This is a genomic window from Streptomyces iconiensis (assembly GCF_028657195.3).
Taxonomy (GTDB): Bacteria; Actinomycetota; Actinomycetes; order Streptomycetales; family Streptomycetaceae; genus Streptomyces; species Streptomyces iconiensis.
Window position 1 is genome coordinate 15,582 of record NZ_JANCPR020000002.1, and the last position, 24,625, is coordinate 40,206.

The 24,625-nt window shown below is 72.7% G+C and carries 23 protein-coding genes; 12 read left to right on the forward strand and 11 right to left on the reverse strand.

Translation table 11 applies throughout. The features are described 5' to 3' along the window. Nucleotides 1–52: 52 nt before the first annotated feature. Nucleotides 53–1,144 carry an NAD(P)/FAD-dependent oxidoreductase gene (locus NMN56_RS01760; RefSeq protein WP_274043684.1) on the reverse strand — a complete coding sequence of 364 codons (1,092 nt, stop codon included), beginning with the start codon at nucleotides 1,142–1,144 and terminating at the stop codon, nucleotides 53–55. A 97-nt stretch (nucleotides 1,145–1,241) separates the two neighbouring features. Further along, nucleotides 1,242–2,486 carry an MFS transporter gene (locus NMN56_RS01765; RefSeq protein WP_274043683.1) on the reverse strand — a complete coding sequence of 415 codons (1,245 nt, stop codon included), beginning with the start codon at nucleotides 2,484–2,486 and terminating at the stop codon, nucleotides 1,242–1,244. 251 nt (nucleotides 2,487–2,737) lie between these two features. On the opposite strand from NMN56_RS01765, the gene NMN56_RS01770 reads away from it, so the two are divergent. After that, nucleotides 2,738–3,349 carry a CGNR zinc finger domain-containing protein gene (locus tag NMN56_RS01770; RefSeq protein ID WP_274043715.1) on the forward strand — a complete coding sequence of 204 codons (612 nt, stop codon included), beginning with the start codon at nucleotides 2,738–2,740 and terminating at the stop codon, nucleotides 3,347–3,349. Between the two features lie 16 nt (nucleotides 3,350–3,365). Here NMN56_RS01770 and NMN56_RS01775 read toward each other — a convergent pair whose 3' ends face one another. Together NMN56_RS01775 and NMN56_RS01780 are read right to left on the reverse strand one after the other, a co-directional pair. Then, on the reverse strand, nucleotides 3,366–3,776 hold the full coding sequence (locus NMN56_RS01775; protein ID WP_274043682.1) for a RidA family protein: 411 nt from the start codon (nucleotides 3,774–3,776) through the stop codon (nucleotides 3,366–3,368). Between the two features lie 37 nt (nucleotides 3,777–3,813). Beyond that, on the reverse strand, nucleotides 3,814–5,016 hold the full coding sequence (locus tag NMN56_RS01780) for an acyl-CoA dehydrogenase family protein (protein WP_274043681.1): 1,203 nt from the start codon (nucleotides 5,014–5,016) through the stop codon (nucleotides 3,814–3,816). 272 nt (nucleotides 5,017–5,288) lie between these two features. Between NMN56_RS01780 and NMN56_RS01785 the strand changes: the two genes are divergently transcribed. After that, nucleotides 5,289–6,983, forward strand: a complete 1,695-nt coding sequence (locus NMN56_RS01785) for an AMP-binding protein (RefSeq protein WP_274043680.1) — start codon at nucleotides 5,289–5,291, stop codon at nucleotides 6,981–6,983. A gap of 5 nt (nucleotides 6,984–6,988) precedes the next feature. After that, a complete protein-coding gene (locus tag NMN56_RS01790; RefSeq protein WP_274043679.1) occupies nucleotides 6,989–7,864 on the forward strand; it encodes a PaaX family transcriptional regulator in 876 nt (291 codons plus the stop codon). 76 nt (nucleotides 7,865–7,940) lie between these two features. Here the strand turns inward: NMN56_RS01790 and NMN56_RS01795 are convergent, their stop codons facing one another. The 4 genes from NMN56_RS01795 to NMN56_RS01810 form a co-directional block, all read right to left on the reverse strand. Further along, the gene (locus NMN56_RS01795; RefSeq protein ID WP_274043678.1) at nucleotides 7,941–8,243 is read right to left on the reverse strand and encodes a DUF3099 domain-containing protein; all 303 of its coding nucleotides are present in this window, start codon (nucleotides 8,241–8,243) and stop codon (nucleotides 7,941–7,943) included. Between the two features lie 234 nt (nucleotides 8,244–8,477). After that, nucleotides 8,478–9,206 carry a hypothetical protein gene (locus NMN56_RS01800; protein WP_274043677.1) on the reverse strand — a complete coding sequence of 243 codons (729 nt, stop codon included), beginning with the start codon at nucleotides 9,204–9,206 and terminating at the stop codon, nucleotides 8,478–8,480. Between the two features lie 248 nt (nucleotides 9,207–9,454). Then, entirely contained in the window at nucleotides 9,455–11,800 is a 2,346-nt protein-coding gene (locus tag NMN56_RS01805) for a bifunctional salicylyl-CoA 5-hydroxylase/oxidoreductase (RefSeq protein ID WP_430542442.1), read from the reverse strand. Between the two features lie 7 nt (nucleotides 11,801–11,807). Beyond that, on the reverse strand, nucleotides 11,808–12,635 hold the full coding sequence (locus NMN56_RS01810; RefSeq protein WP_274043676.1) for an enoyl-CoA hydratase family protein: 828 nt from the start codon (nucleotides 12,633–12,635) through the stop codon (nucleotides 11,808–11,810). A 517-nt stretch (nucleotides 12,636–13,152) separates the two neighbouring features. Between NMN56_RS01810 and NMN56_RS01815 the strand changes: the two genes are divergently transcribed. From NMN56_RS01815 to NMN56_RS01840, 6 genes are all read left to right on the forward strand, one after another. Continuing rightward, on the forward strand, nucleotides 13,153–13,521 hold the full coding sequence (locus NMN56_RS01815; protein ID WP_274043675.1) for a nucleotide pyrophosphohydrolase: 369 nt from the start codon (nucleotides 13,153–13,155) through the stop codon (nucleotides 13,519–13,521). Between the two features lie 105 nt (nucleotides 13,522–13,626). Beyond that, nucleotides 13,627–14,085 carry a DUF6099 family protein gene (locus NMN56_RS01820; protein ID WP_274043674.1) on the forward strand — a complete coding sequence of 153 codons (459 nt, stop codon included), beginning with the start codon at nucleotides 13,627–13,629 and terminating at the stop codon, nucleotides 14,083–14,085. 372 nt (nucleotides 14,086–14,457) lie between these two features. After that, complete coding sequence (locus tag NMN56_RS01825; protein WP_274043673.1) at nucleotides 14,458–15,381, forward strand: LLM class F420-dependent oxidoreductase; 924 nt, start codon at nucleotides 14,458–14,460, stop codon at nucleotides 15,379–15,381. 192 nt (nucleotides 15,382–15,573) lie between these two features. Beyond that, nucleotides 15,574–16,488, forward strand: coding sequence for a homocysteine S-methyltransferase (gene mmuM / locus NMN56_RS01830; protein WP_274043671.1), 915 nt, complete (start codon nucleotides 15,574–15,576; stop codon nucleotides 16,486–16,488). A 363-nt stretch (nucleotides 16,489–16,851) separates the two neighbouring features. After that, nucleotides 16,852–17,145: an ArsR/SmtB family transcription factor gene (locus tag NMN56_RS01835; protein WP_274043670.1), complete on the forward strand. Its 294-nt coding sequence runs from the start codon at nucleotides 16,852–16,854 to the stop codon at nucleotides 17,143–17,145. Further along, entirely contained in the window at nucleotides 17,142–17,528 is a 387-nt protein-coding gene (locus NMN56_RS01840; RefSeq protein ID WP_274043669.1) for a VOC family protein, read from the forward strand. Before NMN56_RS01835 ends, NMN56_RS01840 begins: the two co-directional genes overlap by 4 nt. Nucleotides 17,529–18,079: 551 nt before the next feature. Here NMN56_RS01840 and NMN56_RS01845 read toward each other — a convergent pair. Further along, complete coding sequence (locus tag NMN56_RS01845; protein ID WP_274043668.1) at nucleotides 18,080–18,967, reverse strand: SDR family NAD(P)-dependent oxidoreductase; 888 nt, start codon at nucleotides 18,965–18,967, stop codon at nucleotides 18,080–18,082. Next, nucleotides 18,964–19,437: a MarR family winged helix-turn-helix transcriptional regulator gene (locus NMN56_RS01850; RefSeq protein ID WP_274043667.1), complete on the reverse strand. Its 474-nt coding sequence runs from the start codon at nucleotides 19,435–19,437 to the stop codon at nucleotides 18,964–18,966. Before NMN56_RS01850 ends, NMN56_RS01845 begins: the two co-directional genes overlap by 4 nt. 249 nt (nucleotides 19,438–19,686) lie before the next feature. Here NMN56_RS01850 and NMN56_RS01855 point away from each other — a divergent pair, with 249 nt between their 5' ends. The 3 genes from NMN56_RS01855 (at nucleotide 19,687) to NMN56_RS01865 (ending at nucleotide 23,721) form a co-directional block, all read left to right on the forward strand. Beyond that, nucleotides 19,687–20,925 carry an arginine deiminase gene (locus tag NMN56_RS01855; RefSeq protein ID WP_274043666.1) on the forward strand — a complete coding sequence of 413 codons (1,239 nt, stop codon included), beginning with the start codon at nucleotides 19,687–19,689 and terminating at the stop codon, nucleotides 20,923–20,925. Between the two features lie 104 nt (nucleotides 20,926–21,029). Next, nucleotides 21,030–22,040 carry an ornithine carbamoyltransferase gene (argF, locus tag NMN56_RS01860; protein ID WP_274043665.1) on the forward strand — a complete coding sequence of 337 codons (1,011 nt, stop codon included), beginning with the start codon at nucleotides 21,030–21,032 and terminating at the stop codon, nucleotides 22,038–22,040. Between the two features lie 241 nt (nucleotides 22,041–22,281). Further along, nucleotides 22,282–23,721 (forward strand): amino acid permease, encoded by a 1,440-nt coding sequence (locus NMN56_RS01865; RefSeq protein ID WP_274043664.1) that lies wholly within the window; start codon nucleotides 22,282–22,284, stop codon nucleotides 23,719–23,721. On the opposite strand, the gene NMN56_RS43170 is transcribed toward NMN56_RS01865, so the two are convergent. Then, a complete protein-coding gene (locus NMN56_RS43170) occupies nucleotides 23,716–24,480 on the reverse strand; it encodes a hypothetical protein (protein ID WP_430542443.1) in 765 nt (254 codons plus the stop codon). The two genes, NMN56_RS01865 and NMN56_RS43170, sit on opposite strands and share 6 nt — an antisense overlap. Nucleotides 24,481–24,625 lie beyond the last annotated feature (145 nt).

Here is a 24,625-nt window from a genome sequence, read left to right on the forward strand (position 1 = left end):
ACGGGCACGGTCCGCCGCGCCGTCCCGTTCCCCGCCGCCGGCCCGTCGCCGCTCAGCGCCGCAGCGGGTCGTACGGGGTGAGGTCCAGGTCAGGGGTGCGGCCGAGTGCCAGGTGGGCGGCGAGGCGGCCCGCGTACGGGCCCGCTGTGAGTCCGCCGGAGCCGAGGCCGTTGGCGACCACGAGCCCTTGGACGGACGGGACGGTGCCCAGCAGCGGGAGTCCGTCGGGGCCCGTGGGGCGGAAGCCGACGCGGGTCTCGACGTGGGTGGCGCAGGCCAGTCCGGGGGCCACCGCGAGTGCCTGACCCAGCACCTCGGCGAGGCCGCCTGCCGTGACGCGGTGGTCGAAGCCGCTGCCGTCCTCGCGGGTGGCTCCTGCCACGACGCGGGAGTCGTCGAAGGCCAGCAGGTAGTGGCCGGTGCCCGGCAGGACGACGGGCCAACGCGCTGTGTCGGTGCCCGGCAGCCGCAGATGGACGATCTGGCCGCGCTGCGGCTCCACGTGTACGTGTACGTCCAGCGGGTCCAGCAGCGCGGGTGACCAGGCGCCCGTAGCGGCCACCACCGCGTCGGCCGCGAGGAGTTCGCCGCCCACGCGTACCCCGCGCACCCGGGCGCCCGCCGTCTCGATGCGTGCCCCGCCCTCGATCGTGCGCAGCCCGTGGCGCCGGGCGGCGCGGCGGAGCGCGGCACGCAGCAGGCGGCCGTCCAGCCGGGCCGCGCCGGAGAGGTGCAGGAACTCGCCCTCGTGGCCCAGCGGCGGGAACAGTTCGCGTGCCGCCGCCGCGTCGAGTGAGGTCAGTTCGCCGGCGTGCGGGTCACCGGCGGTGCGTGCGGTCACGCGTTTGCGTACGGCCTCGGAGTCGCCCGGTGGGGGCAGCAGCAGCGCACCGACGCGGCGGTGGCCGACCTCGGGCTCACCGTCCTCGGCGAGCGCGGCGAGCAGCCGTGGGTAGTCGGCGGCGCCGGCGAGGGCCAGCGGTTCCTCCACGCGGCTGGACCAGGGGCAGACGATCCCGGCGCCCGCCGCCGTGGCCGCACCCTCGTGCGCGGCGTCGACCAGTACCGTCTCGGCGCCCTCACGCGCCAGTTCGTACGCCGCCGAAGCGCCTGTCACTCCTGACCCGATGACCACGATCCGCACCGTGCCGCCCCTCTCCCACTGCCTTCTCTGCCGTACTCCCGTTCATCTGTTCCCTTTCTGAGGCCGTATCAGGCACCCGTCATGTCCTGGGGCCGTATCAGGCCCCCGTCATGACCCGGTCCGGCGCGGAGCGGTGCCGGGGCGCCCTGCCGAGGAGGCGGAGGAGGAGCGCGGCGGCGATCTGGAGAGCAGCGACGGCGAGCAGCAGCGGTCCGGGGTGCGTGCCCGAGAGCGCTCCGACGAGCGCTGCGCCCCCGGCAGCCGCCGTCTGCTTGAGCCCGGCGCCGAGGGTGAAGACCTGGGTGTGCGCCTCCTCGGGCGCGTGGTCGGCGCGGATGCGCAGGGTGGTGCTCAGCAGCGGCCCGTCCCCCACTCCCGCGAGCGCGAACAGCGCGACGGCGAGCGGGAAGGAGGGCGCCAGCGCGGCTCCGGCGAGTGCGGCGCCTGTGACCAGGAGGCTCAGCGTGGCCAGCCGTGCGGGGTCGAGCCTGGGCGGCCTGCGCGCGAGGGCGACGGCGCCGCCGAGAGCGCCCAGCGCGAACGCCGTCATGAGCAGCCCGCCGCCGTCCGCCTCGCCCCGGCGCCCTGCGAGCAGTACGGCGATGACGGGCAGCGCGCCGATACCGAGGAAGGCGACGGAGGTGGCCGCCGTGATGGCCCGCAGCTGCCGGACACGCCACAGCGCCGCGAGCCCTGTCGCCAGGCGGGTGCGCAGGGGGACGGGGGCGGGGGCGGCGCCCTGCCCTTCCCGTGCGGGGGTGCTGCCGGGCTGTACGGGGGTGTGACCGGGGACTTCGTGGGGCGTCGGCAGCGCGGGGGCGAGCAGGGCAGCTCCGGCAGCGGCGGCGGCGAGCACTCCGGTGGCGAGGGCAGGGGTGAAGGCGGTGGCCAGGGCCGCGACGGCGGCGGGTGCCGTGACGGAGGCCGCGTTGTAGGTGGCGGCGTCCAGTGCGTAGACGCGGGCACGGGCCGTGGGCTCCTGGGCGAGCCCGGCGAGCAGGCTGGAGAGGCCGCCGGTGACGACGGGCCCGCAACAGCCGCCCACCAGCGCGAAGGTGAGGGCGAGTGCCGGGGGCGCCGTGCCGACGGTGAGGCCGAGCAGGGCGAGGCAGGCGGCGAAGAGCGCGAGCGCGCAGCCGTAGAACAGCCGTGGCCTGCGGGCCCGTTCGGCCAGCGCGCCCGCCAGCGGGGCGGCCACGGCGTGCGGGGCCATCCAGGCGGTCAGCACGAAGGCGCCGAGTGCCGCGCTGCCCGTGCGGTCCAGCGCCAGCAGCGCGAGCGCGATGGCCACGCCCTCGTCAGCGAACCGGGCCAGAACCGCGGTGGTCAGATACGCCCGCATGCACGTCCTTCGGTCTCGGGCCCCGCACCCGGGAGCGCGGCGGCAACGGTCACGGCGCGCGGAGGCCGCCGGCCCGCGACGGCCGCGCGGGCGCCATGGCCACACGGCTCGTAACGGCTTATAAGGATAAGCCGTTACACGTAAGGTGGGAAAGGGCGGGCGCGGCGCCGGGAGCGGTGCGGGTCCGCCAGGCGGACGAGGCAGCGGGCACGGACGAAGACACCGGCCCCGGCGAAGGCGCAGGTGTGGGTGTGGGTGCGGACGGTGGGGCGGAGTCGGAGTGGTCGGGGTTCCGGCCGGGCGAGCGGCTGATCGAACTGGCCGAGGCCGTACGCGCCGACCCGGCGCTCTCCCGTGACGCGATGGCGCACCTCCTGGCGCGGCACGGCGAATCGGCCGCTGAGCTGGAGGGGTTCACCGAGGCGGACGCGGACGAGCTGCGTGCCGCCGTCGTCCATCTGACCTCGCACGTGCTGCGCGAGACCGACGTGGACCGCGCGGCGCTCGCCCTCAACGCGCTCCTGGAACAGTGCGGCGCGCGGCCCCGGCTCAGCAGGCACGACGGGCACGCGTGGCACCTGCACGTCGACCGGGGCGACGAGGCGGGCTGGGCCGACTGGTTCACCGCGTCCAGCGCCCTGACGCTGGCCCGGCTGCTCGGCGAGCGCGGCGCACCGGCCTGGGGCGAGTGCGCGGCGCACGGCTGCGCGCGGCTGTTCCTCACCCACGGCCCGGGGGCCGCGCGCCGCTACTGCACCCCCACGTGCGCCTCCCGCGCCCGCGTCGCCGCGCACCGCCGCCGCAGGCGGGAGAGCGGCGGCGGCAGCGGCAGCGGCAGCAGTGAGAGCGGCAGCGGTACGTAGCGCCCCGCGCGGCGGCTCAGGGCAGGACCGCGATGCCGTCCAGCTCGACCCAGGCCGCCTCGTCCCACAGGCTCACGGCCCCGATGACGGCCATGGCCGGGTAGTCGCGCCCGGCCAACTCCCGCCAGATGCGGCCGAGTTCGGGCGCGTGACGACGGTAGGCGGGGACGTCGGTCGTGTAGACGGTGACGCGGGTGAGGTCGGCGGGGGTGCCTCCGGCAGCGGCGAGCGCGACGAGCAGGTTGGACAGCGCCGTCTCGAACTGGCCGGGAAGGGTGTGCGCCGCGATCCTCCCCTCGCCGTCCAGCGCGGTCTGGCCCGCGAGGAAGACCAGCCGCGAGCCGGTGGCCGTGACGGCGTGCGAGAAGCCGCGCGGCGGGGAGAGTTCGGCGGGATTGACGCGGTGCACGGTGCGGTCCGTTGTCACGTGTGCGGCCCCCTGGTCAGCTCGTACGGCACTGCGGTCACTTGTACAGCTCCTTCGCGATCAGGGAGCGCTGCACCTCGCTGGCGCCCTCGTAGATACGGGGTGCGCGCACCTCGCGGTAGAGGTGTTCGAGCAGGTGCCCCCGCTGGAGCGCCTGCGCCCCGTGGATCTGGACGGCGGTGTCGACGACGTACTGCGCGGTCTCGGTCGCGGTCAGTTTGGCCATGGCGGCGCTGCGCGCGATACCGGGGTCGCCCCTGTCGTACGCAGCCGCCGCGGCGTAGACCATCAGCCGCGCCGCCTCCGTGCGCGTCGCCATCTCCGCCAACTGGTGCGAGACGGACTGGAGATCGCGGAGCACGCCGCCGAACGCGGGGCGCCGCTGCGCGTGCGCGAGCGAGGCGTCCAGCGCCGACTGCGCCATGCCGACGGCGAAGGCGCCGACGCTGGGCCTGAAGAGGTTGAGGGTGCGCATGGCGACCCCGAAGCCACGCCCCGGCTCCCCCAGCAGGTCGCCCCGTGTGACGGGCACGGCGTCGAAGGTGAGGGTGCCCAGGGGGTGCGGCGAGAGCATGTCGAGGGGCTCGCCGCTCAGTCCCGTACGCGCCGCCGGCACCAGGAAGGCGGTGATGCCGCGTGCGCCGGGGGCCTCTCCCGTGCGTGCGAAGACGGAGTAGAAGTCGGCGTGCGGCGCGTTGGAGATCCACGTCTTGGTGCCGGTCAGCCGCCAGGCGCCGGAGCCGTCGGGCTCGGCGCGCAGGCCGAGCGCGGCGGCGTCGCTGCCGGCGCCCGGCTCGCTCAGCGCGAAAGCGGCCACCGCCCGCCCGGCGGCGACGGCCGGCAGCCAGCGTGCCCGCTGCTCCGGCGTACCGGCGTCCGCGACGGGCCCTGCGCCCAGCCCCTGCAGGGCGAGCGCGGTCTCCGCCTCCGGACACCCGTAGGCCAGCGACTCCCGCAGCAGACACAGCGCGAGCGCGCTCACCGGGCCGCCGCCCTCCGCGGATACGGGGCGCTCCTCCGCCGCGTGGACGGCGCGCGCCTCACCGCCGGACACGGGGTGCCCGCCCTCGGCGGGGACAGCGTGGGCGAGGAGGCCGAGGGTGCCGAGCTCTTCGAGCAGGGGCGCGTTGATGTGGCCGGGCTCTCCCGCGGCGGCCAGCGGGGCCAGCCGTTCGGCGGCGAGCGCGCGCAACCGCGCGCACCACTCCCGCTGTTCGGGCTCCAGTGCGAAGGCGGGCATGCCTGCTCCTCTCCCGTACCCCGGTGCCGGCCCGTAGCCGTCCGGCACGGTCCGGCGGGGTGCCGGATGCCGGAGACGCCGGTTCCCCGGTGCCTGTCGGTGTGCGCGGTGTGCGCGGTGTGCGGGTCTCCCGGTGGCCCGGCGCAACGGAGTGTCTATCGCGGACTGTTGACTGTCGTCACCATCACGTTACGCTCAACGGCACACCGACGCGCCAGGAACCACCGCCTTCGGGAACCCTCGTCTCCCGGACGGCCGCGAGGGGGCAGGCCATGAAACCGAGTCCGTCAGCGCACGTCGACACCTTCGCGCGTGACCATCTGCCCCCACCCGAGCAGTGGCCTGCGCTCCTTCTGGACGACCCAGGGCTCAGCTACCCCGGGCGCCTCAACTGCGGCGTGGAGCTGCTGGATCGCACCCTGGAGCGGCTGGGCGCCGACCGCCCCGCCTTCCACGACGGCGGCATGCCCGCCGCGGACGGTGAGCAGCGCTCGCCGCGCCGTACCTGGTCCTACGGCACTCTCCGGAGCACCGTCGACCGCCTCGCGCACGTGCTCACCTCCGACCTGGGCGTGGTGCCGGGCAACAGGGTGCTGCTGCGCGGGCCGACCACGCCCGAACTGGCCGCGTGCTGGCTGGCGGTGATGAAGGCGGGCGCCGTCGCCGTGACGGTGCTGGCGGCGCAGCGCGCGCAGGAGCTGGCCACCATCTGCGAGCTGGCGCGGGTCAGCCACGCGCTGTGTGACGCACGGGTCGCGGAGGAGCTGGACCGGGCCGCCGTGCCCGGGCTGCGGGTGGGGCTGTTCGGCGGCGGGGAGCACACCGACGTGCTGCGGCTCGCCGAGGGCAGGCCGGACAGGTTCGACGCGGTGGAGACGGCGGCCGACGACGTGGCGCTGATCGCGTTCACCTCGGGCACGACGGGCAGGCCCAAGGGGTGCGTGCACTTCCACAGGGACGTACTCGCCATCGCCGACACCTTCTCTGCGCGGGTGCTGCGTCCCCACGCCGACGACGTGTTCACGGGGACGCCGCCGCTGGGCTTCACCTTCGGCCTGGGCGGCCTGGTGATCTTCCCGCTGCGCGTGGGCGCCTCGGCGCTGCTGGACCAGTGGAGGGGCGCGGCGCAGCTGCTGGACGTGGTCCAGGAGCACCGGGTATCCGTGCTGTTCACGGCGCCGACCGCCTACCGCGCGATGCTCGCGCAGCTGGAGAAGCCGGGCGAGCACGGCCCGTACGACCTGGCGTCGCTGCGCCGCTGTGTCTCGGCCGGCGAGCATCTGCCCGCCTCGACGTGGGAGTCGTGGCGGGAGCGCACGGGGATACGGATCATCGACGGGATCGGTGCGACCGAGATGCTGCACATCTTCATCTCGGCCTCGGACGAGGCGATCAGGCCGGGCCGTACGGGCCGCCCCGTGCCGGGTTTCCAGGCGCGGGTCGTGGACCCGGACGGGGTGACGCCCGTGCCCGACGGCACGCCGGGACTGCTGGCCGTACGGGGGCCCGTTGGCTGCCGCTATCTGTCCGACGTGCGGCAGCGCGAGTACGTGCGCGGCGGCTGGAACATCACGGGTGACACCTATGTGCGCGACGCGGAGGGCTACTTCCGCTTCGTGGCGCGCGCGGACGACATGATCATCTCGGCCGGCTACAACATCGCGGGCCCCGAGGTGGAGGAGGCGCTGCTGCGCCATCCCGAGGTGCGGGAGGCCGCCGTTGTCGGGCGCCCCGACGAGAAGCGGGGACAGATCGTGGTCGCGCACGTGGTGCTCGCACCGGGCGCCCCACGGGGGAGTGAAATGGCCGAAACGCTGCGGCAGTTCACCATTTCGGAGCTTGCTCCCTACAAGTGTCCGCGCGAGATCATCTTTGCCGCGTCGCTTCCGCGCACGCCTACGGGAAAGCTCCAGCGGTTCCGCCTGCGGGAGCCCGAACTGGCCCCGCACGAGCGCGATCTAGAGTGACGGGCGTGGCACAGCACTCGTCCCCGACGACTCCCAGGCACTCTCCCGGCTCTCTCATCCTCACGTTCTACGGCGCCTACGGGCGCGGGTTCGCCGACGCGGGCACGGTGCCCGTCGCGGCGCTGATCCGGCTGCTGGGCGCCGTGGGAGTCGACCCGCCCTCGGTGCGCTCGGCCGTCTCGCGGCTCAAACGGCGCGGGCTGCTGACGGCGGACAGGCCGGGCAGCAAGGCCGCCGGGTACCGGCCTTCCGGGGCCGCGCGTGAGCTGCTGGAGGACGGCGACCGGCGCATCTACTCGCGCCCCGCACCGGACGGCACCTGGCTGCTGGCTGTCTTCTCCATCCCCGAAAGCGAACGCCAGAGGCGCCATGTGCTGCGCTCCCGGCTGACCCGGCTCGGCTTCGGGAACGCGGCTCCGGGTGTCTGGATCGCGCCGTCCCACCTGGAGGACGAGACCCGCCACACGCTCGCCCGCCTCGACCTGACGGCGTACGTGGACCTGTTCCGGGGCTCCCATCTGGGCTTCGGGGCGACAGCGGAGTCCGTGGGCCGCTGGTGGGACCTGGAGACGATCGCGCACCGGCACCGGTCGTTCCTGGAGGCGCAGGAACCGGTGCTGCGGACCTGGGCGCGGCGCCGCAAGATCCCGCCCGAGGCCGCCTACCGCGACTATCTGCCCGCGCTGGACGCCTGGCGCCGGCTGCCCTACGCCGACCCCGGCCTGCCGCCCGCGCTGCTGCCGCAGCCGTGGCCCGGCGAGCGTGCTGCGGAGGTCTTCTTCTCGCTGCACGCGAAGCTGCGGGACGCGGGACGGGAGTACGTGCGGGCACTCCAGCCACCCCCCGCAGCGCCGGCCCCTGCCCGGCTCCCGACTCCATAGGGGCCCGGGTACCCGGCTCCCGGCCCCCGGCTCCCGGCCCCACCGGGAGCCCGGTCGGGCGCCCTGACCAGGCGCGTCAGTGCCGCCCGCCGCTGCGCCTGGTCCCGCCGCCGGCGTCACGGCCACCCTCGCCGCCCGGGTCGCCGGCGCCGTCAGTGCTGTCGCGGCCTTCGGGTGGCGGTGGCTCGTCCCACCACCGGTCGTCGGACTCCCGCTTGTTCGCCGTGATCGCGGCCAGCGGAGGGATGATCATGGCAACCACACACATACCGATGGCCGCAGGCACGGACCACAGGCGCACAAAAGCCCAGGCACTGACGAAGAGCACCACGCAGATCGCCATCATCGTGAAGTAGCGGCGCCGCCTTCGCGCGTACATACCTCCACCGTACGGCGCTCCCCCGCACCCGGCAGCGCGACCCCGCTCCCCCGCGGCGCAGCGGCACCACGGCGCTGCACCATCACGGCGTGGCGCAGCACGTGAGAAGGCGGACCGGCCGCCATGCCCTCCGTCGTGGAGGTGGAGCGGGCAGTTCCGGTGGACGCCGCGCACGCAGATCGCCGAAGAGGCGTCCGCAACCGGCCCCGGCACCCGGTCGGCACGGAGTTCCCCTCATGCAGGGGGGAAGCCGTCGGCCAGCTTCTCCAGTGCCACCGCCGTGCCCTCCGGGTCGGTGACGAGGCCCAGGTGGTGCGAGGTGCGGCGCAGCACGCGGTGGCCGTTGGCCTCTGCCCGTACGGCCATGGCCTCGTACTGGCCGCTCAGCCGCAGGTAGGCGGTGCGGGCGTGGTCCGGGTCCGTGGCGGCTTCGGGGGCGCGTTCACCGAGGTAGGCCAGGGGCACGCGGGGGATCTCCGCGAGGAACCTGTCGCGTACGGCGGGGTCGGGCAGCTCGTGCGCGATGACGTCGGCGGGGAACCAGGTGTTCCAGGGCGGCAGTTGGCCTCCGGCGGCCAGTCCGGCGATCTGCTCGGCGAGTTCGGGCGGCGCCTCTTCGAGCCAGCTGCGCCCGGGGTGTGGCAGCTGGGCGTCGGCGTAGACCGTGCCTGCCACGGTCCTGGCGCGCGCCGCGCTCCGGGCGAGCGCGGGCAGCAGGGGCCCGGCTCCGCTGTGGCCCACGAGTACGACGGGGGCGCCCTGTTCTCCGAGACGTGCCTGCCCGGCAGCGGCGGAGACGAGCGCGGGGTAGTAGGGCCCTCCCGCGGTGAGCGCCGTCGTCAGCGAGGGGAGGCTCACCTTCCGGCCGTGCTGCCGCAGCACCTCGGCTACCGGCTGCCACGTGCCCGGACCGGTCAACGGGCTGTGGACGAGCACGAGTTCGGGCGGCTGATGGGTGGACACGGTCTTCCCCTCTCCGTGACGGCTCCGCCCCGCGAGGGGGGTGACGGAGCGGGCCCAGACTAGTCCGGCAGCGGGCAGCGTCGCCCTACGGGGAGTACATACCAAGCGGTATGCGGGCGGGCGGTACGGGCGCACCTGCTCGGACGGCGGTCGCAGAGCAATCGGACGGCGGCCGGAGAGCAGTCAGCGGGCGGTCGCGGAGCAGTCGGTCAGCGGCGAAGAGCCATCAGCGGGCGGTCAGCGAGCGGTCACAGCGCGAGGCGCGGTTTGGGTGCCTCGGTGCGGCCCGCGGGTGGTTTGCGGCTGCCTGCCTGGTAAGGCTGGGGCCAGGGCGCTCCGGGTCCCGCGTACCCCTGTTCGGCCGCGGCGTGGAGGGTCCAGTGCGGGTCGTAGAGGTGGGGGCGTGCGAGGGCGCACAGGTCGGCGCGGCCCGCGAGGACGAGGGAGTTGACGTCGTCCCAGGAGGAGATGGCGCCGACGGCGATGACGGGCACGCCCAGGGTGTTGCGTATCCGGTCGGCGTACGGGGTCTGGTAGGAGCGGCCGAAGTCGGGGCGCTCGTGCGGCACGACCTGTCCGGTGGACACGTCGAGCGCGTCGGCGCCGTGCTCGGCGAAGGCGGCGGCGATGCGCAGCGCGTCCTCACCCGTGGTGCCGCCCTCGGCCCAGTCGGTCGCTGAGATCCGTACGGTCATGGGCCGCTCGCGTGGCCACACCTCGCGGACGGCGTCGAAGACCTCCAGGGGGTAGCGCAGCCGCGCCTCCAGGCTGCCGCCGTAGGCGTCGGTGCGGGTGTTGGTGAGCGGGGAGAGGAAGCCGGAGAGCAGGTAGCCGTGGGCGCAGTGGAGTTCGAGCAGGTCGAATCCCGCGCGTGCGGCGCGCCGCGCCGAGGCGGTGAACTCCTCGCGTACGGCGTCGAGTCCTGCCCTGTCCAGCTCCTGCGGTGTCTGGCTGACGCCGGGCCTGTAGGGCAGCGGTGAGGGTGCGAGCAGGGGCCAGTTGCCTTCGGGCAGCGGGTCGTCGATGCCCTCCCACATGAGCTTGGTCGACCCTTTGCGTCCGGAGTGGCCCAGCTGGAGGCCGAGTGCCGCCGTGGGTGACTGTTCGTGGACGAAGGCGGCGACGCGGCGCCAGGCGTCCTCCTGTTCGTCCGTCCACAGCCCCGCGCAGCCGGGGGTGATGCGTCCACGGGGTGAGACGCACACCATCTCGGTCATGGTCAGCGCGGCGCCGCCGAGGGCGCGGGCACCGAGGTGGACGAGGTGGAAGTCGCCGGGGACGCCGTCGCGCGACTTGTACATGTCCATGGGAGAGACCACGACGCGGTTGCGCAGGGTGAGTTCGCGCAGCCGCAGGGGCGTGAACATCGGGGGTGTGCCCTCGGGTGTGCCGGCCTCGCGTTCGGTCGCGGTGACGAAGGCGGGGTCGCGCAGCCTGAGGTTGTCGTGGGTGACGCGGCGGCTGCGGGTGAGGAGGTTGAAGGCGAACCGGTGGGGCGGCTGCTCCGCGTACCCGTCCAGTTCCTCGAACCAGGTGAGGCTGGCCAGTGCCGCGCGCTGTGTGGAGCGTACGACGGGCTGCCGTTCGGCCTCGTAGGCGGCGAGCGCCTCGGGCAGCCCGGGCTGTTCGCGTACGCAGGCCGCGAGCGCGAGCGCGTCCTCGACGGCGAGCTTGGTGCCGGATCCGATGGAGAAGTGCGCGGTGTGCGCGGCGTCGCCCAGGAGCACGATGTTGCCGTGCGACCAGCGCTCGTTGACGACCGTACGGAACGCCGTCCACTGGGAGTTGTTGCCGCGCAGTGTGTGTCCGCCGAGGGTGTCGGGGAAGAGCTTGGCGCACTGCTCGGCCGAGGCACGCTCGTCCATCCCGTCGAATCCGGCGGCGTGCCACACCTCTTCGCGTGCCTCGACGATGACGGTGGAGGCGCCGTGCGGGGAGTCGGGCGACGGGCCCGCGTACGGGTAGGCGTGCAGTTGGAGTACGCCGTGCCCGGTCTCGGCGATCTCGAAGCGGAAGGCGTCGAGCGCGAAGTCGGCCGCCAGCCAGATGTAGCGGCAGCGGTGGGTGGCCACGGACGGCCGGAAGACCCCGGCGTGCGCGGTACGGGTGGCGCTGCCGGCGCCGTCGGCCGCGATCACCAGGTCGTGTGTGCGGGCGAGTTCGGCCGCGGGCGGCGCGGGGGTGCGGAAGCTGAGGGTGACGCCCAGCTCGCGGCAGCGCGCGTGCAGGACGGCGAGCAGGGTGCGGCGGCTGAGCGCGGCGAAGCCGTGCCCTGTGGAGGTGAGGGTGCGGCCCCTGTGTACGACGTCGATGTCGTCCCAGCGGACCATCCGGGAGTTGAGCGTCGCGTACACCTCGGGGTCGGCGTTCTCGATGCCGCCGAGGGTCTCGTCGGACAGCACGACGCCGAAGCCGAACGTGTCGTCGGGGGCGTTGCGTTCGTGGACGGTGACCTCGCGCGCGGGGTCGAGCCGCTTGAGCAGGAGGGCCGCGTAGAGGCCACCGGGTCCGCCGCCGATGACGGCGACCCGCAGCGGGCGTCCCGCACGTGCCGGTGGTCCGGGGGCGGGCGCTGCGGCCGGTGCGGCGTTCACCGGGGGCTCACTTTCCCTGCCACTTGGGTGGCCGTTTCTCGGTGAAGGCGGCGTGGAACTCGGCGTAGTCGGCGCCGTGCATCAGCAGTGCCTGGGTGGCCGCGTCGAGTTCGACGGCACCGGAGAGCGGCAGGTCGAGTTCGGCGGTGAGCAGGGCCTTGGTCTGCGCGTGGGCGAGCGCCGGCCCGTCGGCGAGCCGCCGCGCCAGCGCGGAGGCGGCGCCGGTCGCCTCGCCCTCGGCCGTCAACTCGCTGATGAGCCCGATGCGTTCGGCCTCGGGAGCGCGTACGGGGTCGCCGAGCATCAGGATGCGGGTGGCGTGCCCGAGGCCGACGACGCGGGGCAGCAGGTAGGCGGCGCCCATGTCTCCGCCGGACAGGCCGACCTTGGTGAACAGGAACGCGAAGCGCGCCGTGGGGTCGGCGACGCGGAAGTCCGAGGCGAGCGCGAGCACGGCGCCCGCTCCCGCCGCGGCCCCGTGCACGGCGGCGACGACGGGGAAGGGTGCCTCCCTGAGCGCCCGTACGACCTGTCCCGTCATGCGGTTGAAGTCGAGCAGCCGGGAGGTGTCCATCTCCAGGGTGGCGCCGATGATCTCGTCCACATCGCCGCCCGAGCAGAAGGCGCGGCCCTCTCCCCCGAGGACGAGGGCCCGGGTGTGCCGCTCGCGGGACAGCTCGGCGAGCAGGTCGCGCAGGTCCGCGTACGCCTCGAAGGTGAGCGCGTTCAGCTTCTCTGGGCGGGCGAGGGTGACGGTGGTGACGCCGTCGTCGTGGCTGACGCGCAGGTGCTGCCAGTCAGCCGTGCGCTGCGCGGATCCGGTGAACGGGCTCATCACGGGGCCTCCGTCGGTGTGGGTACCTCGGCCGGGCTCGCGGGCCACTTCCGGAACGTATCACCGCTTCGTGACTGCCGTCACGAGTACGCGATAGATGTGGCTGGTTACCAAGCCCCTTGCACGGGGCGCCACTTCGCCCTTTCGGGCGAGGCGAGGCAGACCGGAACGGTCCGCCGCACAGCGGCGTGCGTCCGGCCCCGGCACGGGGCCGAGTGGCGGCGGCAGCGGCAACGGCAACGGCAGGTTGACGGTCCTGGAGACGTACGAGGCTCGACGGCCCTGGAGACGCACGAGGCCCTCGCCGGGCCCGGCTGCGGCGAGCGCGGGGAGAGGACTTCGGCGGCCGGCGCACGCGGCGGACCCTCCGCATACGTTCCGCAGGAGACACGCCACGACGGGGAGGGGCGGCTTCCGCGTCGGCCGCACCGTGCGGGGCGCCGCCGGGACCGTACGTCTGGGTGCCGCGTACAGGCCGGGCCCGGACTGCGCGTGTGTCCCTGGTAGACCTGGGGCCGTGAGCGATTCCCTCCAGAACCAGAACGGCGGCCGTACGGTCGCGGAACTCCAGCGCAGACTGGCCGACTTCGCCGCGGCGCGCGACTGGGGCCAGTACCACACCCCGAAGAACCTGGTCGCCGCGCTGAGCGTCGAGGCGGGCGAACTCGTCGAGATCTTCCAGTGGCTGACCCCCGACCAGTCGGCCCGCGTGATGGCGGACAGTGCGTCGGCCGCGCGGGTCGAGGACGAGGTCGCCGATGTCCTCGCCTACTTGCTCCAGTTCTGCGAAGTCCTGGGCGTCGACGCGCTCGCCGCGCTGGAAGCAAAGATCGAGAGGAACGAAACGCGTTTCCCGACCTCCGGAAACGGTCACTCTATGGAGTGACGAAGTTATCCACACGACCCTTTTTGTCCACAGAAATCCGAACCCCCCTGGCGGAGCTGGCCATTGACAGTCACGCTGGGTAGCGACCAGTGAGGGGGAAGGCAGATGGATGCTGTACGGCTCATCGCGGCCACCCGGCAGGCACTTGCGCTCAGCGCTGCCGTGCCGGACATCGTCGCGGAGTCCTGGCAGGCACAGGCACTCGCCGAGGCGGTCGGCAGCCATCTCGCGATCAGCGGTCCACCCGCCGTCCGGTCCGAGGCACTCGGGCTGAGCGAGGCGGGGAGCAGGGCGTGCGGCTCACTGCACCACCCGGCGCTGCGCGCCGGCGGGGTGCGGGCCGCACGACTTTCCATGATCCAGGACCCACGGCGTGCCCTGCATGATCTGGGCGGGCTGCTGGGGGAATCGGGGGTGGCGCTGGTGGGAGTGGCGGTCTCGGCCGAGGACGAGGCGCTGTACTGGCAGTGCATCGAGGCGATCGACGCGGCGGACGAGTCGGCGGACCGGGTGGTCGGCATCCTGCGGAGACTGGCGATGCGCGAACGCGGGAGCGTGGCGTGAACCAGGCGGAAAGGCCACAGGAAGCCGGCCCCACCGGGGAGCCCGGCCGACGGGCACGGCCCGGGTCACCCCGGCGGCAGGCAGACGGAGGAAGGAGACGAGGCGTGACCCGTGGGCCCCGGAGTGCGGGCTCCGGGAGCGCGCAGCCCGGGAGCGCGCAGCCCGGGAGTGTGGGGCCTGGAAGTGTGGGGCCCTGGAGTGTGGGCTCCGGTGGCGCGGGGCCCACAGGTCCGGGGATCTGGACCCGGTCGGGCGCCGCGTCGTCCGGGGGCGTGCCGTCCTCCCCGCCTGAGCCGGCCGGCCCGGCTCCGGCCCCGCCAACGACCCCGGTGCGTGGCAGGGCACGGAAGGTCACGAGGCAAGATGGAGGGCATGCGACTGCGAATCTTCACCGAGCCCCAGCAGGGGGCAAGCTACGACACACTGCTCCGGGTCGCGAAGGCCACGGAGGAACTCGGCTTCGACGCCTTCTACCGCTCGGACCACTATCTGGCCATGGGCGACGGGGACGGGCTCCCGGGCCCGACCGATGCCTGGATCACCCTCGCCGGGCTCGCCCGCGAGACCAGCCGTATCCGGCTGGGCACCCTGATGACGGCGGGCACCTTCCGGCTTCCTGGCACGCTCGCCATCCAGGTGGCGCAGGTCGACGCGATGTCGGGCGGCCGGATCGACTTCGGCCTGGGCTCGGGGTGGTACGAGGACGAGCACACGGCGTACGGGATCCCGTTCCCGAAGGAGAAGTTCGGGCGGCTGGAGGAGCAGCTCGCGATCATCACCGGGCTGTGGGAGACACCGGTGGGCGAGAAGTTCACCTACGAGGGCTCCTACTACCAGCTGAAGGACTCCCCCGCCCTTCCCAAGCCGCACCAGGAGCGGATCCCGGTACTGGTCGGCGGGTTCGGCGCCAAGCGCACCCCGCGCCTGGCGGCGCGCTACGCGGACGAGTTCAACATGCCGTTCGGCTCGCTGGAGGACACCGAGCGGCAGTTCGGGCGGGTCCGCGCGGCGGCCGAGGAGCACGGCCGCGCTGCGTCCGACCTGGTGTACTCGAACGCGCTGGTCGCGTGCGTCGGCAAGGACGACGCCGAGGTGGCCCGCAGGGCCGCCGCCATCGGGCGGGAGGTCGAGGAGCTGAAGGAGAACGGTCTGGCGGGGACGCCAGCCGAGGTGGTCGACAAGATCGGTCGGTTCGGGGAACTGGGCGCCTCCCGCGTCTACCTCCAGACGCTGGACCTGAGCGACCTTGACCACCTGGAGCTGATCGCGGACCAGGTGCAGTCGAAGCTGCCTTGACCGCTGCACCCTTCTGACGGAAGCGGGGAGGCTCCCAGGGCGGCGGCCTGCGGTCGTCCGGACTCCGGCCGGGAGCAGGGGCGTTGGTGGAGCCGGAGCCGCCGAACCGCCTGACAGCGCTTCGAGTGTCCCCGCTCCGCGGGAGCTTCCTCCCCGCGCTCCCGCACGGGGGGGGTCCACGAAGGAGACCCGATGACCGACGGCCCCGCGACCCCGCTCGCCGACGCGCTCGCGCGCGGTGTCGTCCTGCTGGACGGAGGGCTCTCCAACCAGTTGGAGGCGCAGGGCTGCGATCTCTCCGACGAACTGTGGTCGGCCCGGCTGCTGGCCGAGGCACCCGGGGAGATCGAGGCCGCACACGCGGCGTACGTACGGGCAGGGGCGCGGGTGCTGATCACCAGCAGCTACCAGGCGTCATTCGGGGGGTTCGGGGGGAGGGGGTGGGGGGAGGCCCGGAAGCTGTTTCGCCGCAGCACCGAACTGGCCCGCTCCGCCGCCCGCGCCACGACGCCTGACCCCGTGTGGGTGGCGGGTTCCGTGGGCCCGTACGGCGCTGTACGGGCTGACGGGGGTGAGTACCGGGGCCGGTACGGGCTGAGTGTGCGCGAGTTGGCGGACTTCCACCGCCCCCGGGTGGAAGCGCTGCTGGAGGGCGGGCCCGATGTGCTCGCGCTGGAGACGGTGCCGGACATGGACGAGGCGGAGGCGCTGCTGCGCGCCGTGGAGGGGTGCGGAGTCCCGGTGTGGCTGAGCTACACCGTTGCCGCAGGCCGTACCCGTGCGGGGCAGCCCCTCGCCGAAGCCTTCGCGCTCGCCCAGGGAAATGACCAGGTACTCGCGGTCGGCGTCAACTGCTGCGCCGCCGAAGAGGTACCGCACGCCGTGGAGACCGCGGCGCGCGCCACCGGCGGCAAGCCGGTGGTGGCCTACCCCAACAGCGGCGAGGGCTGGGACGCGGCCCGCCACCACTGGAGCGGCGCCCCCACGTTCGCACCCGCCGTCGCGCCGGCCCTCGCACGCGACTGGGTCGCCGCCGGGGCGCGGCTGGTCGGAGGCTGCTGCCGGGTGGGCCCGGAAGGCATCGCGGCACTGGCCGCCGCGCTGTGAGCTGCCGCGCGGTTGCGTGAGGGCGTCGCGTCCGGGCTTGTACGCGTACCCGGGGCGGCCCAGCGTGGGCGCGTACGCGAGGCGTCGCGGCGGGTGCGACGCGGGGCGGCCCGGCGGGTGCGCGTACGCGGGCAGTCGCGGCGGGTGCGCGTACGCGACCGGCCTACGGCACCGGACCGGGCTACGGCACCGGACCGGGCTACGGCACTGGTCCGGCCTACGGCACTGAGGGCGGGCTACGGCGCTGAGGGCGGCACGACACCCTTCGCCCAGGAACGGCGGGACAGGCGACGGCGGAGCGCCTCACTTGATAGGCAAGCCGCCACTTGCCTATGGTGCGCTGCCGCGCCTATGGTGCTGGCCATGGCGGACGACGTCTTCAAGGCGCTGGCCGACCCCACCCGCCGGAGGATCCTTGACGAACTGGCGGAACGGGACGACCAGACCCTGTTCGAGATATGCACGCGGCTGGTGACCAAGCACGGCCTGGGGCTGTCACGCCAGGCGATCAGCCAGCATCTGGCCGTACTGGAGTCCGCGGGTCTGGTCGTTTCGCGGCGCCAGGGCCGCTACAAGTTCCACACCCTGAAGACCGAACCCCTTGAGCGCATCGTGACCCGATGGCTCAGGCCCGACACACCGGAGAGCACCCCATGAAGATCAACCTGACCAGCGTCTTCGTCGACGACCAGGACAAGGCCCTGCGCTTCTACACGGACGTACTGGGCTTCCTGAAGAAGCACGAGGTCCCGCTGGGCGAGGCCCGGTGGCTGACCGTGGTCTCGCCGGAGGACCCCGACGGAACCGAGCTGCTGCTGGAGCCCGACGGCCACCCCGCGGTGAAGCCGTACAAGGAGGCGCTGGTCAAGGACGGCATCCCGGCCGCCGCCTTCGATGTTGACGATGTGCGCGCGGAGTTCGACCGGCTGAGCGCGCTGGGGGTGCGCTTCACCCAGGAGCCGCTGCCCATGGGCCCCGTCACCACCGCGGTTCTGGACGACACCTGCGGCAACCTGATCCAGATCATGCACAGCGAGTAGGCATCCGGCGCGCGGGCGGCACCCGCGTTCCGCCGCCCACCTCCCCGCCTCCGCCCATCCGCCGACCGCCACCCGTGGCCCACCGCCCGCCGCCCGTGATCAACTCCCGAGCCGTACCGGGCAGCGCGAGGTGATCTGCGGGCGTGGCGAGCACCGCCGCACATGCCCTATAGTTGATCTTGCGCGCGGCGGAAACCCGGAACTCCGGTAGCTGTGCCCGGCGTTGGTGGTCCAAGGAAAGACGCCTCACTTCCCGTGAGGAAATGCAGGTGCAAGGCCTGCCCAGCGCTCCGATGAAGTCCCGCTCCCTCGACATGAGGGAGCGGGACTTCTCGCTGTTCCCGATCGCCACTTCCGGCTGCCGCCCCTGAGCCCGACACCGGGACCCGGCGGCATCCGGGACCCTCCACACCCGGGACCGGCACAGGTCGGCCCGGCACAGGTCGGCCCGGCACAGGCAGGGACCCAGCACGCGCAGGATCAGGACCCCGCGTCAGGACCCCGCAGAGGCGAACCGGCTCCAACGGGCCCCAACCGCGGCCTCCCCGCGGCTACTTCTCGCCCACCAACTCCTCGACGCCCAGAAGAGACGCGGTCCGTTCATAGACGATGCGCGCGAGGGCCGGGTCCTGGGCGGGCCGGGAGGGCGTGTCCGGTTGGGAGTTGGTGTAGAAGCCCCCGTTCGGGCTCGGAGCCGGGGAGGTGGTGGCGAGCCACAGCGCGGTGCGCACGCCCTCGTCCGGCGTGAGGGAGAACGGCCGGAACAGCGGAGCGGTCAGCCGCATCAGTCCCCCGGCGTGTGCGTTCATGCCGGTGCCCTTCACCATGCCGGGGTTCGCGTTGTAGATCCGCATGCCGTCGGGCAGGCGGCGTGCGAGTTCGCCGGCTGCCACGAGGGCGAGCAGCTTGCTGGTCCCGTACACGTGGAGCTGGGAGTAGAAGCGGTTCTTCCATGAGGTGCCGGTGACGTCCGGGGCATGCGCGTCGAGCCTGCCGCGCTTCTCCACGAACGTGGAGACGTTGACGATCCGGGCATCCGCGGTGAACGCGCCCGCCGCCAGGAGGGTGTGCGTCAGCAGGAACGGCGCGTGGTGGTTGAGGGCGTAGGTGCGTTCGGCACCATCCGCCGTCTGCTCATAGCGGGGGAAGGCCGCTCCCGCGTTGTTGACGAGGACGTGGATACGTATGCCGTCGGCGGCCAACCTCGCTGCCAGGTCCCGGACTTGGGACCACTGGGACAGATCGGCCGTATATGTACGGGGCGGAGCGGCGGCGCTCCCCTCGGGGGCCACGCCGCGCAGCCCCTCGGCCGCCGCGGCGGTCCGTGCCGCGTCACGGCCGACGAGGATCACGTCCTTGCCCGCTCGCACCAGGTGGCGCGCGGTCACCAGCCCCAGCCCTGAAGCGCCCCCGGTGACGACCACGGTCTCGGCACTCATGCCTTCCCCTCCCCCGCGTCGTGACCGCCGTCGTCGCCCCGCGTCCCGGCCGGGTCCTCCCCCGCCGCTTCGCGGAGCAGCGCGTGCAGGCGCAGTCGGCTGTCGGAGTCGAGGCGGGCGAAGGGGGACTGCTCGACGGCATGCCGGATGAGGCGCTCACGCAGCGCGCACCCTTCGGGGGTGAGCTGAAGCACCTTCACGCGGCGGTCGGTCGGGTGGGGTACCCGGTGGACCAGTCCCTGCTTCTCCAGGCGGTCGATCATGGAGGTGGCGCTCGACGCGTCGCAGTGCAGCCGTTCGGCCAGGCGGCGCGCGGTCATCTCCTTCTCGCCGCTGAGCCGCCACAGCGCGTCCGCCTGCGCGTCGGTCAGCTCCAGTCCGCGGAGCAGGGTCTTCAGTTCGCCCTGTATCCGGTCGCGCAGGACAAACAGGGAATCGATCAGTTCGAGGTTCACGCGTGCATCGTCCACACGGCGAATATACATGGGAATCCCAATCATCGGAAATCCCAATCACTTGACCGAGGGTCGCCCCCGGATCCCCACCCCCGCGAGACACCCCCACACCCGACACCCCCACGCCCACACCAGGCACCCCCATGCAAGGCATCCGCTCCCGCAAGACATCCGCCCCCGCAAGGCACCCCCAACACCAGGCGCCCCCAACACCGGGCGCCCGTTCCGCAAGCACACTTCGAGTCGCTCCGCGAGGATGGGCGCATGGGATTCCATGTCGACTCCGAGACCGGACGGCTGCGCCGCGTCATCGTGCACCGTCCGGGGCTGGAGCTGAAGAGGCTCACACCCACCAACAAGGACGACCTTCTGTTCGACGATGTCCTGTGGGTACGCCGTGCGCGCCAGGAACACGACGCGTTCGCCGACACGTTGCGTGAACTGGGCGTGGAGGTGCACCTGTTCGGGGACCTGTTGACCGACGCGCTGGACATTCCGGTGGCCAGGGCGCTCGTTCTGGACCGCGTCTTCGACGAGAAGGAGTACGGGCCACTGGCCACGGACCATCTGCGCGCCGCCTTCGACCAGTTGCCGACGGCGGATCTGACGGAGGCACTGATCGGGGGCATGACGAAGCGGGAGTTCCAGGAGCGGTGCGGGGAGCCGGACTCGGTGCGCTTCCATGTGATGGAGTCCGACGACTTCCTTCTGGCGCCGCTGCCGAACCACATCTTCACGCGGGACACCTCCGCGTGGGTCTACGACGGGGTGTCGATCAACGCGATGCGCTGGCCCGCGCGGCAGCGCGAGACGGTGCACTTCGAGGCGATCTACCGGCACCACCCGCTCTTCGCCGCCCCGGAACCGGACGACGGGTTCCACATCTGGTCGGAGGGACAGGCCGCGTATCCGTCCACGATCGAGGGCGGGGACGTGCTGGTGATCGGGAACGGCGCGGTGCTGATCGGCATGAGTGAGCGGACGACGCCGCAGGCGGTGGAGATGCTGGCGCGCGGGCTGTTCGCGCAGGGTTCGGCCCGGACGATCGTGGCGCTGGACATGCCGAAGCGGCGCGCGTTCATGCACCTGGACACGGTGATGACGATGGTCGACGGGGACACGTTCACGCAGTACGAGGGCCTGGGAATGCTGCGCTCCTACACCATCGAACCGGGCTCGGCACCGACGGAGCTGAAGGTGACCGACCACGCCCCTGACCATATGCACCGGGCCATCGCGGCGGCGCTGGGCCTGGACGGTCTGCGGGTGCTGACGCCGAAGCAGGACGTACGGTCGGCCGAGCGGGAGCAGTGGGACGACGGCTGCAACGTGCTGGCGGTGGAGCCCGGCATGGTGGTGGCGTACGAGCGGAACGCGACGACCAACACCCATCTGCGCAAGGAGGGCATCGAGGTGCTGGAGATCCCCGGGAGCGAGCTGGGCCGGGGCAGGGGCGGGCCGCGCTGCATGAGCTGCCCGGTGGAACGGGACCCCGTACTGTGACACACGCTCCCGTATAGAGATTCGGTACGTCGTATAGACTTCCAAGCTTACGGAAAGCTATGGGAGTACGCAGCGCTACGCAGCGAGCTAGGAGAGCCGAAGACATGGCAGCAGACCTCAGGGGCCGCCACTTCCTCAAGGAGCTGGACTTCACGGCCGAGGAGTTCCGGAGCCTGATCGACCTCGCGGCCGAACTGAAGGCCGCGAAGCGGGCGGGCACGGAGCGGCAGCGGCTGCGCGGCAGGAACGTCGCGCTGATCTTCGAGAAGTCCTCCACGCGTACGCGCTGTTCCTTCGAGGTCGCCGCCGCCGACCAGGGCGCCTCCACCACCTACCTCGACCCCTCCGGCTCCCACATAGGACTCAAGGAGTCGGCGAAGGACACCGCCCGTGTGCTGGGCCGGATGTACGACGGGATCGAGTACCGCGGCAGCGGTCAGGAGGTCGTCGAGGAGCTGGCCGCCCATGCGGGCGTGCCCGTCTTCAACGGCCTGACCGACGAGTGGCATCCGACCCAGATGCTGGCCGATGTGCTCACCATGACCGAGCACGCGCCGGACCGGCCGCTGGAGGAGATCTCGTTCGCGTACCTCGGGGACGCGCGCAACAACATGGGCAACTCCTACCTGGTCACAGGCGCCCTGCTCGGCATGGACGTACGGATCGTCGCGCCGCGTTCGCTGTGGCCCAAGGAGTCGGTGACGGCGCGGGCGCGCGAGGTGGCCGAGCGCACGGGTGCCAGGATCACGCTGACCGACGACGTGACCGAGGGCGTACGCGGCGCGGACTTCGTGGCGACCGACGTGTGGGTGTCCATGGGTGAGCCCAAGGCGGTCTGGAGCGAGCGGATCGAACTGCTGCACCCGTACGCGGTGACGATGGACGTACTGCGTGCCACGGGGAAGCCGGATGTGCGCTTCCTGCACTGCCTGCCCGCGTTCCATGACCTGGGTACCGCGGTCGGCCGGGAGATATATGAGCAGCACGGCCTGGAGTCGCTGGAGGTGACCGACGAGGTCTTCGAGTCGGCACACGCGGTCGTCTTCGACGAGGCGGAGAACCGGATGCACACCATCAAGGCGGTTCTCGTCGCCACCTTGGCCACGGAGGACTGAGCGCCGCCGCCCGCGCAGGCCGGGGGGCCGCCGCGCAAGCGGGAGCGCCGCCGCAGAGGCAGGAGGCGCGGCGCCGCAGAGGCGGGAGGGCCGCCGCGCCGTGTGTGCATAGTCATACGCATAAATGCGAGGTCATGCATAAACGGCGGATAGGATGAGCGAAGCCTCGAAGGGTCCGGGCACTCAGCCCGGACCCTTCCTTTGCGCCCACCCTCCCCCGCACCACCCTGGAAGTCCCCCCATGCCCCGCACCGGACTGCGCGTCAAGTCCCCCGATCAGCTGGTGGCCGAGTCCGGCGCCGACCTGGAGGGCCACGGCCTCCAGCGCACCATCGGACCGTTCCAGCTCGTCTGCTTCGGCGTCGGCGCGATCGTCGGCACCGGCATCTTCGTCGGCCTGTCGGACACCGTCGCCAAGGCCGGCCCTGGCGTGATCGTCTCCTTCATTCTGGCCGCACTGACCTGCATCTTCACCGCGTTCTCCTTCGCGGAGCTGGGCGGCGCCATCCCCGTCTCGGGCAGCTCGTACTCGTACACCTACGCCACCCTCGGCGAGCGGACCGCCTTTCTGGTGGGCTGGTGCCTGCTGCTGGAGTACGGGGTCTCCGTCTCGGCGGTCTCCATCGGCTGGGGGCAGTACCTCAACGAGCTGCTGGACAACACCGTCGGCTGGCGCATCCCCCCAGCGCTCGCCGAGGCACCGGGACACGGCGGCGTCGTGAACGTGCCCGCCGTGATCGTGATGCTCCTCGCCGCCGTACTGCTGGTGCGGGGCGTACGCGAGAGCGCGCGGGCAACGGCCGTGATGGCCGTCATCAAGATCGGCATCCTGGTGCTGTTCTGCGCCATCGCCTTCACCGCCTTCGAGTCCGGCAACCTCTCCCCCTTCGCGCCCGAGGGCATCGGCGGCATCGGGGCCGGCGCCTCGCTCGCGTTCTTCTCGTTCATCGGCTTCGACGCGATCTCCACGGCCGGCGAGGAGGTCAAGAACCCGCGTAAGAACGTTCCGCTGGCCATCCTCATCACCATCGGCTGCGTCGCGCTGATCTACTGCCTGGTCTCGGTCGCCGCGCTCGGCGCGATGCCCTGGGAGCAGGTCGGCGGCAAGCCAGCGGCGCTCTCCCTGATCGTGAACCACGCGACGGGTTCGACCTTCGGCAGCACGGTCATCGCGATCGGCGCCGTCGTCGCCATCGCCTCCGTGGTGCTCGCGGTGATGTACGGGCAGACCCGCATCCTGATGTCGATGTCACGCGACGGCTTGATGCCCCGCGTCTTCGAACGCGTTTCGCCCAAGACGTCCACCCCGGTCGCCAACACATGGATCGTCGCCGTCGTCTTCGCCGTCCCCGCAGCCGTGGTGCCGCTGGACGTGGTGCTGGACATGACGGTGATCGGCACGCTGGCTGTGATGGCGGTGGTCAACATCTGCGTGATCGCGCTGCGCCGCTCGCGCCCCGATCTGCCGCGCAGGTTCCGGGTGCCGTTCTACCCGGTGGCGCCGCTGCTGGGCGTGGCCTTCTGCCTGTATCTGATGTACGGGCTGCCGCTGCTGACGTGGGCGCAGTTCGCGGTGTTCCTGCTGGTCGGCGCCGCGCTCTACTCGCTGTACGCGCGCAAGCGCTCGCGGCTGGCCCTGGCCGGGGACGCGGCGCCTGCGAAGGCGCCCCGGAGCCTATGACTCCGGCCGGAGCGTGAACCACACGGTCTTGCCCTGACGGGTCGCGCGGCTCCCGCACGTCGCGCTGAGAGTACGGATCAGCAGCAGCCCGCGCCCGTCCTCCGGAATGTCCGCCAGGCTCGCGGCGCCCAGCGACTCCCGCTCGTCGAGGGCCGCCTCGGGAGCGCCGGATCTCCCGGAGGGCTCGGAGGGCTCGGAGGGCGCGGTCGCTTCGGTGGGCTCGGGCACTTCGGTGGGCTCGACGGGTTCGGGCACTTCGACAGGTTCGGCGGATTCGGGGACCTCGGCGGGTCCGGGCACTTCGGCGGATTCGGGCACCTCGGTGGGTTCGGGGGCCTCGGACGGCTCGGGTGCCGTGGTGTCCTCGGACGGCTGTGTACTCCGGGGCGGCCTCCGGGGCGGCCTCCGGGGCGGCTCCGCGCCTTCGGGAAGGCCGGAGGTGTGGTCGCGTTCCAGTTCCTCCAGCGGCTGGGGCTTCCCCTCCTCCGGCAGGCCCGACAGGGGGCGGGGGTCGTGGTCGCGCACCTCGACCAGCACGCCCTCCCCCAGTTCCGCCACCGTCAGGGAGACCGCGGCGTCATCGGGCGTGTGCTCGACCGCGTTGGTCACCAGCTCGCAGACCAGCAGCTCCGCCGTCTCCCGGTCGACGCCCGACTCCAGCTCGGTCAGCGCGTTGCGCACGACGGCCCGTGCGATGGGCGCCGCGGGGGGTGAGTGCGGCAGTTCGATGTGCCACGAAGTGGTGCGGGCGGCGTTCATGGCCTCTGTCCGTTCACGAGAGCAACTGATCGGCAGCTTCCCCGATGCCTCCACCGTACGGTCGGTGGCCCGGCCGTTCTCAGAGGCGTATGGACGCGCGGGGATGTGACGGAGGGCGGCTCCGACCGGGACCTTGGTCCCGGGT

Bases quoted from the DNA above. Each gene is read 5' to 3' on its own strand.
- NMN56_RS01765 (WP_274043683.1), bottom strand. From the start codon at position 2,486: ATGCGGGCGTATCTGACCACCGCGGTTCTGGCCCGGTTCGCTGACGAG.
- NMN56_RS01780 (WP_274043681.1), bottom strand. From the start codon at position 5,016: ATGCCCGCCTTCGCACTGGAGCCCGAACAGCGGGAGTGGTGCGCGCGG.
- NMN56_RS01785 (WP_274043680.1), top strand. From the start codon at position 5,289: ATGAAACCGAGTCCGTCAGCGCACGTCGACACCTTCGCGCGTGACCAT.
- NMN56_RS01795 (WP_274043678.1), bottom strand. From the start codon at position 8,243: ATGTACGCGCGAAGGCGGCGCCGCTACTTCACGATGATGGCGATCTGC.
- NMN56_RS01810 (WP_274043676.1), bottom strand. From the start codon at position 12,635: ATGAGCCCGTTCACCGGATCCGCGCAGCGCACGGCTGACTGGCAGCAC.
- NMN56_RS01820 (WP_274043674.1), top strand. From the start codon at position 13,627: ATGGATGCTGTACGGCTCATCGCGGCCACCCGGCAGGCACTTGCGCTC.
- NMN56_RS01825 (WP_274043673.1), top strand. From the start codon at position 14,458: ATGCGACTGCGAATCTTCACCGAGCCCCAGCAGGGGGCAAGCTACGAC.
- mmuM (WP_274043671.1), top strand. From the start codon at position 15,574: ATGACCGACGGCCCCGCGACCCCGCTCGCCGACGCGCTCGCGCGCGGT.
- NMN56_RS01835 (WP_274043670.1), top strand. From the start codon at position 16,852: ATGGCGGACGACGTCTTCAAGGCGCTGGCCGACCCCACCCGCCGGAGG.
- NMN56_RS01840 (WP_274043669.1), top strand. From the start codon at position 17,142: ATGAAGATCAACCTGACCAGCGTCTTCGTCGACGACCAGGACAAGGCC.
- NMN56_RS01845 (WP_274043668.1), bottom strand. From the start codon at position 18,967: ATGAGTGCCGAGACCGTGGTCGTCACCGGGGGCGCTTCAGGGCTGGGG.
- NMN56_RS01855 (WP_274043666.1), top strand. From the start codon at position 19,687: ATGGGATTCCATGTCGACTCCGAGACCGGACGGCTGCGCCGCGTCATC.
- argF (WP_274043665.1), top strand. From the start codon at position 21,030: ATGGCAGCAGACCTCAGGGGCCGCCACTTCCTCAAGGAGCTGGACTTC.
- NMN56_RS01865 (WP_274043664.1), top strand. From the start codon at position 22,282: ATGCCCCGCACCGGACTGCGCGTCAAGTCCCCCGATCAGCTGGTGGCC.
- NMN56_RS43170 (WP_430542443.1), bottom strand. From the start codon at position 24,480: ATGAACGCCGCCCGCACCACTTCGTGGCACATCGAACTGCCGCACTCA.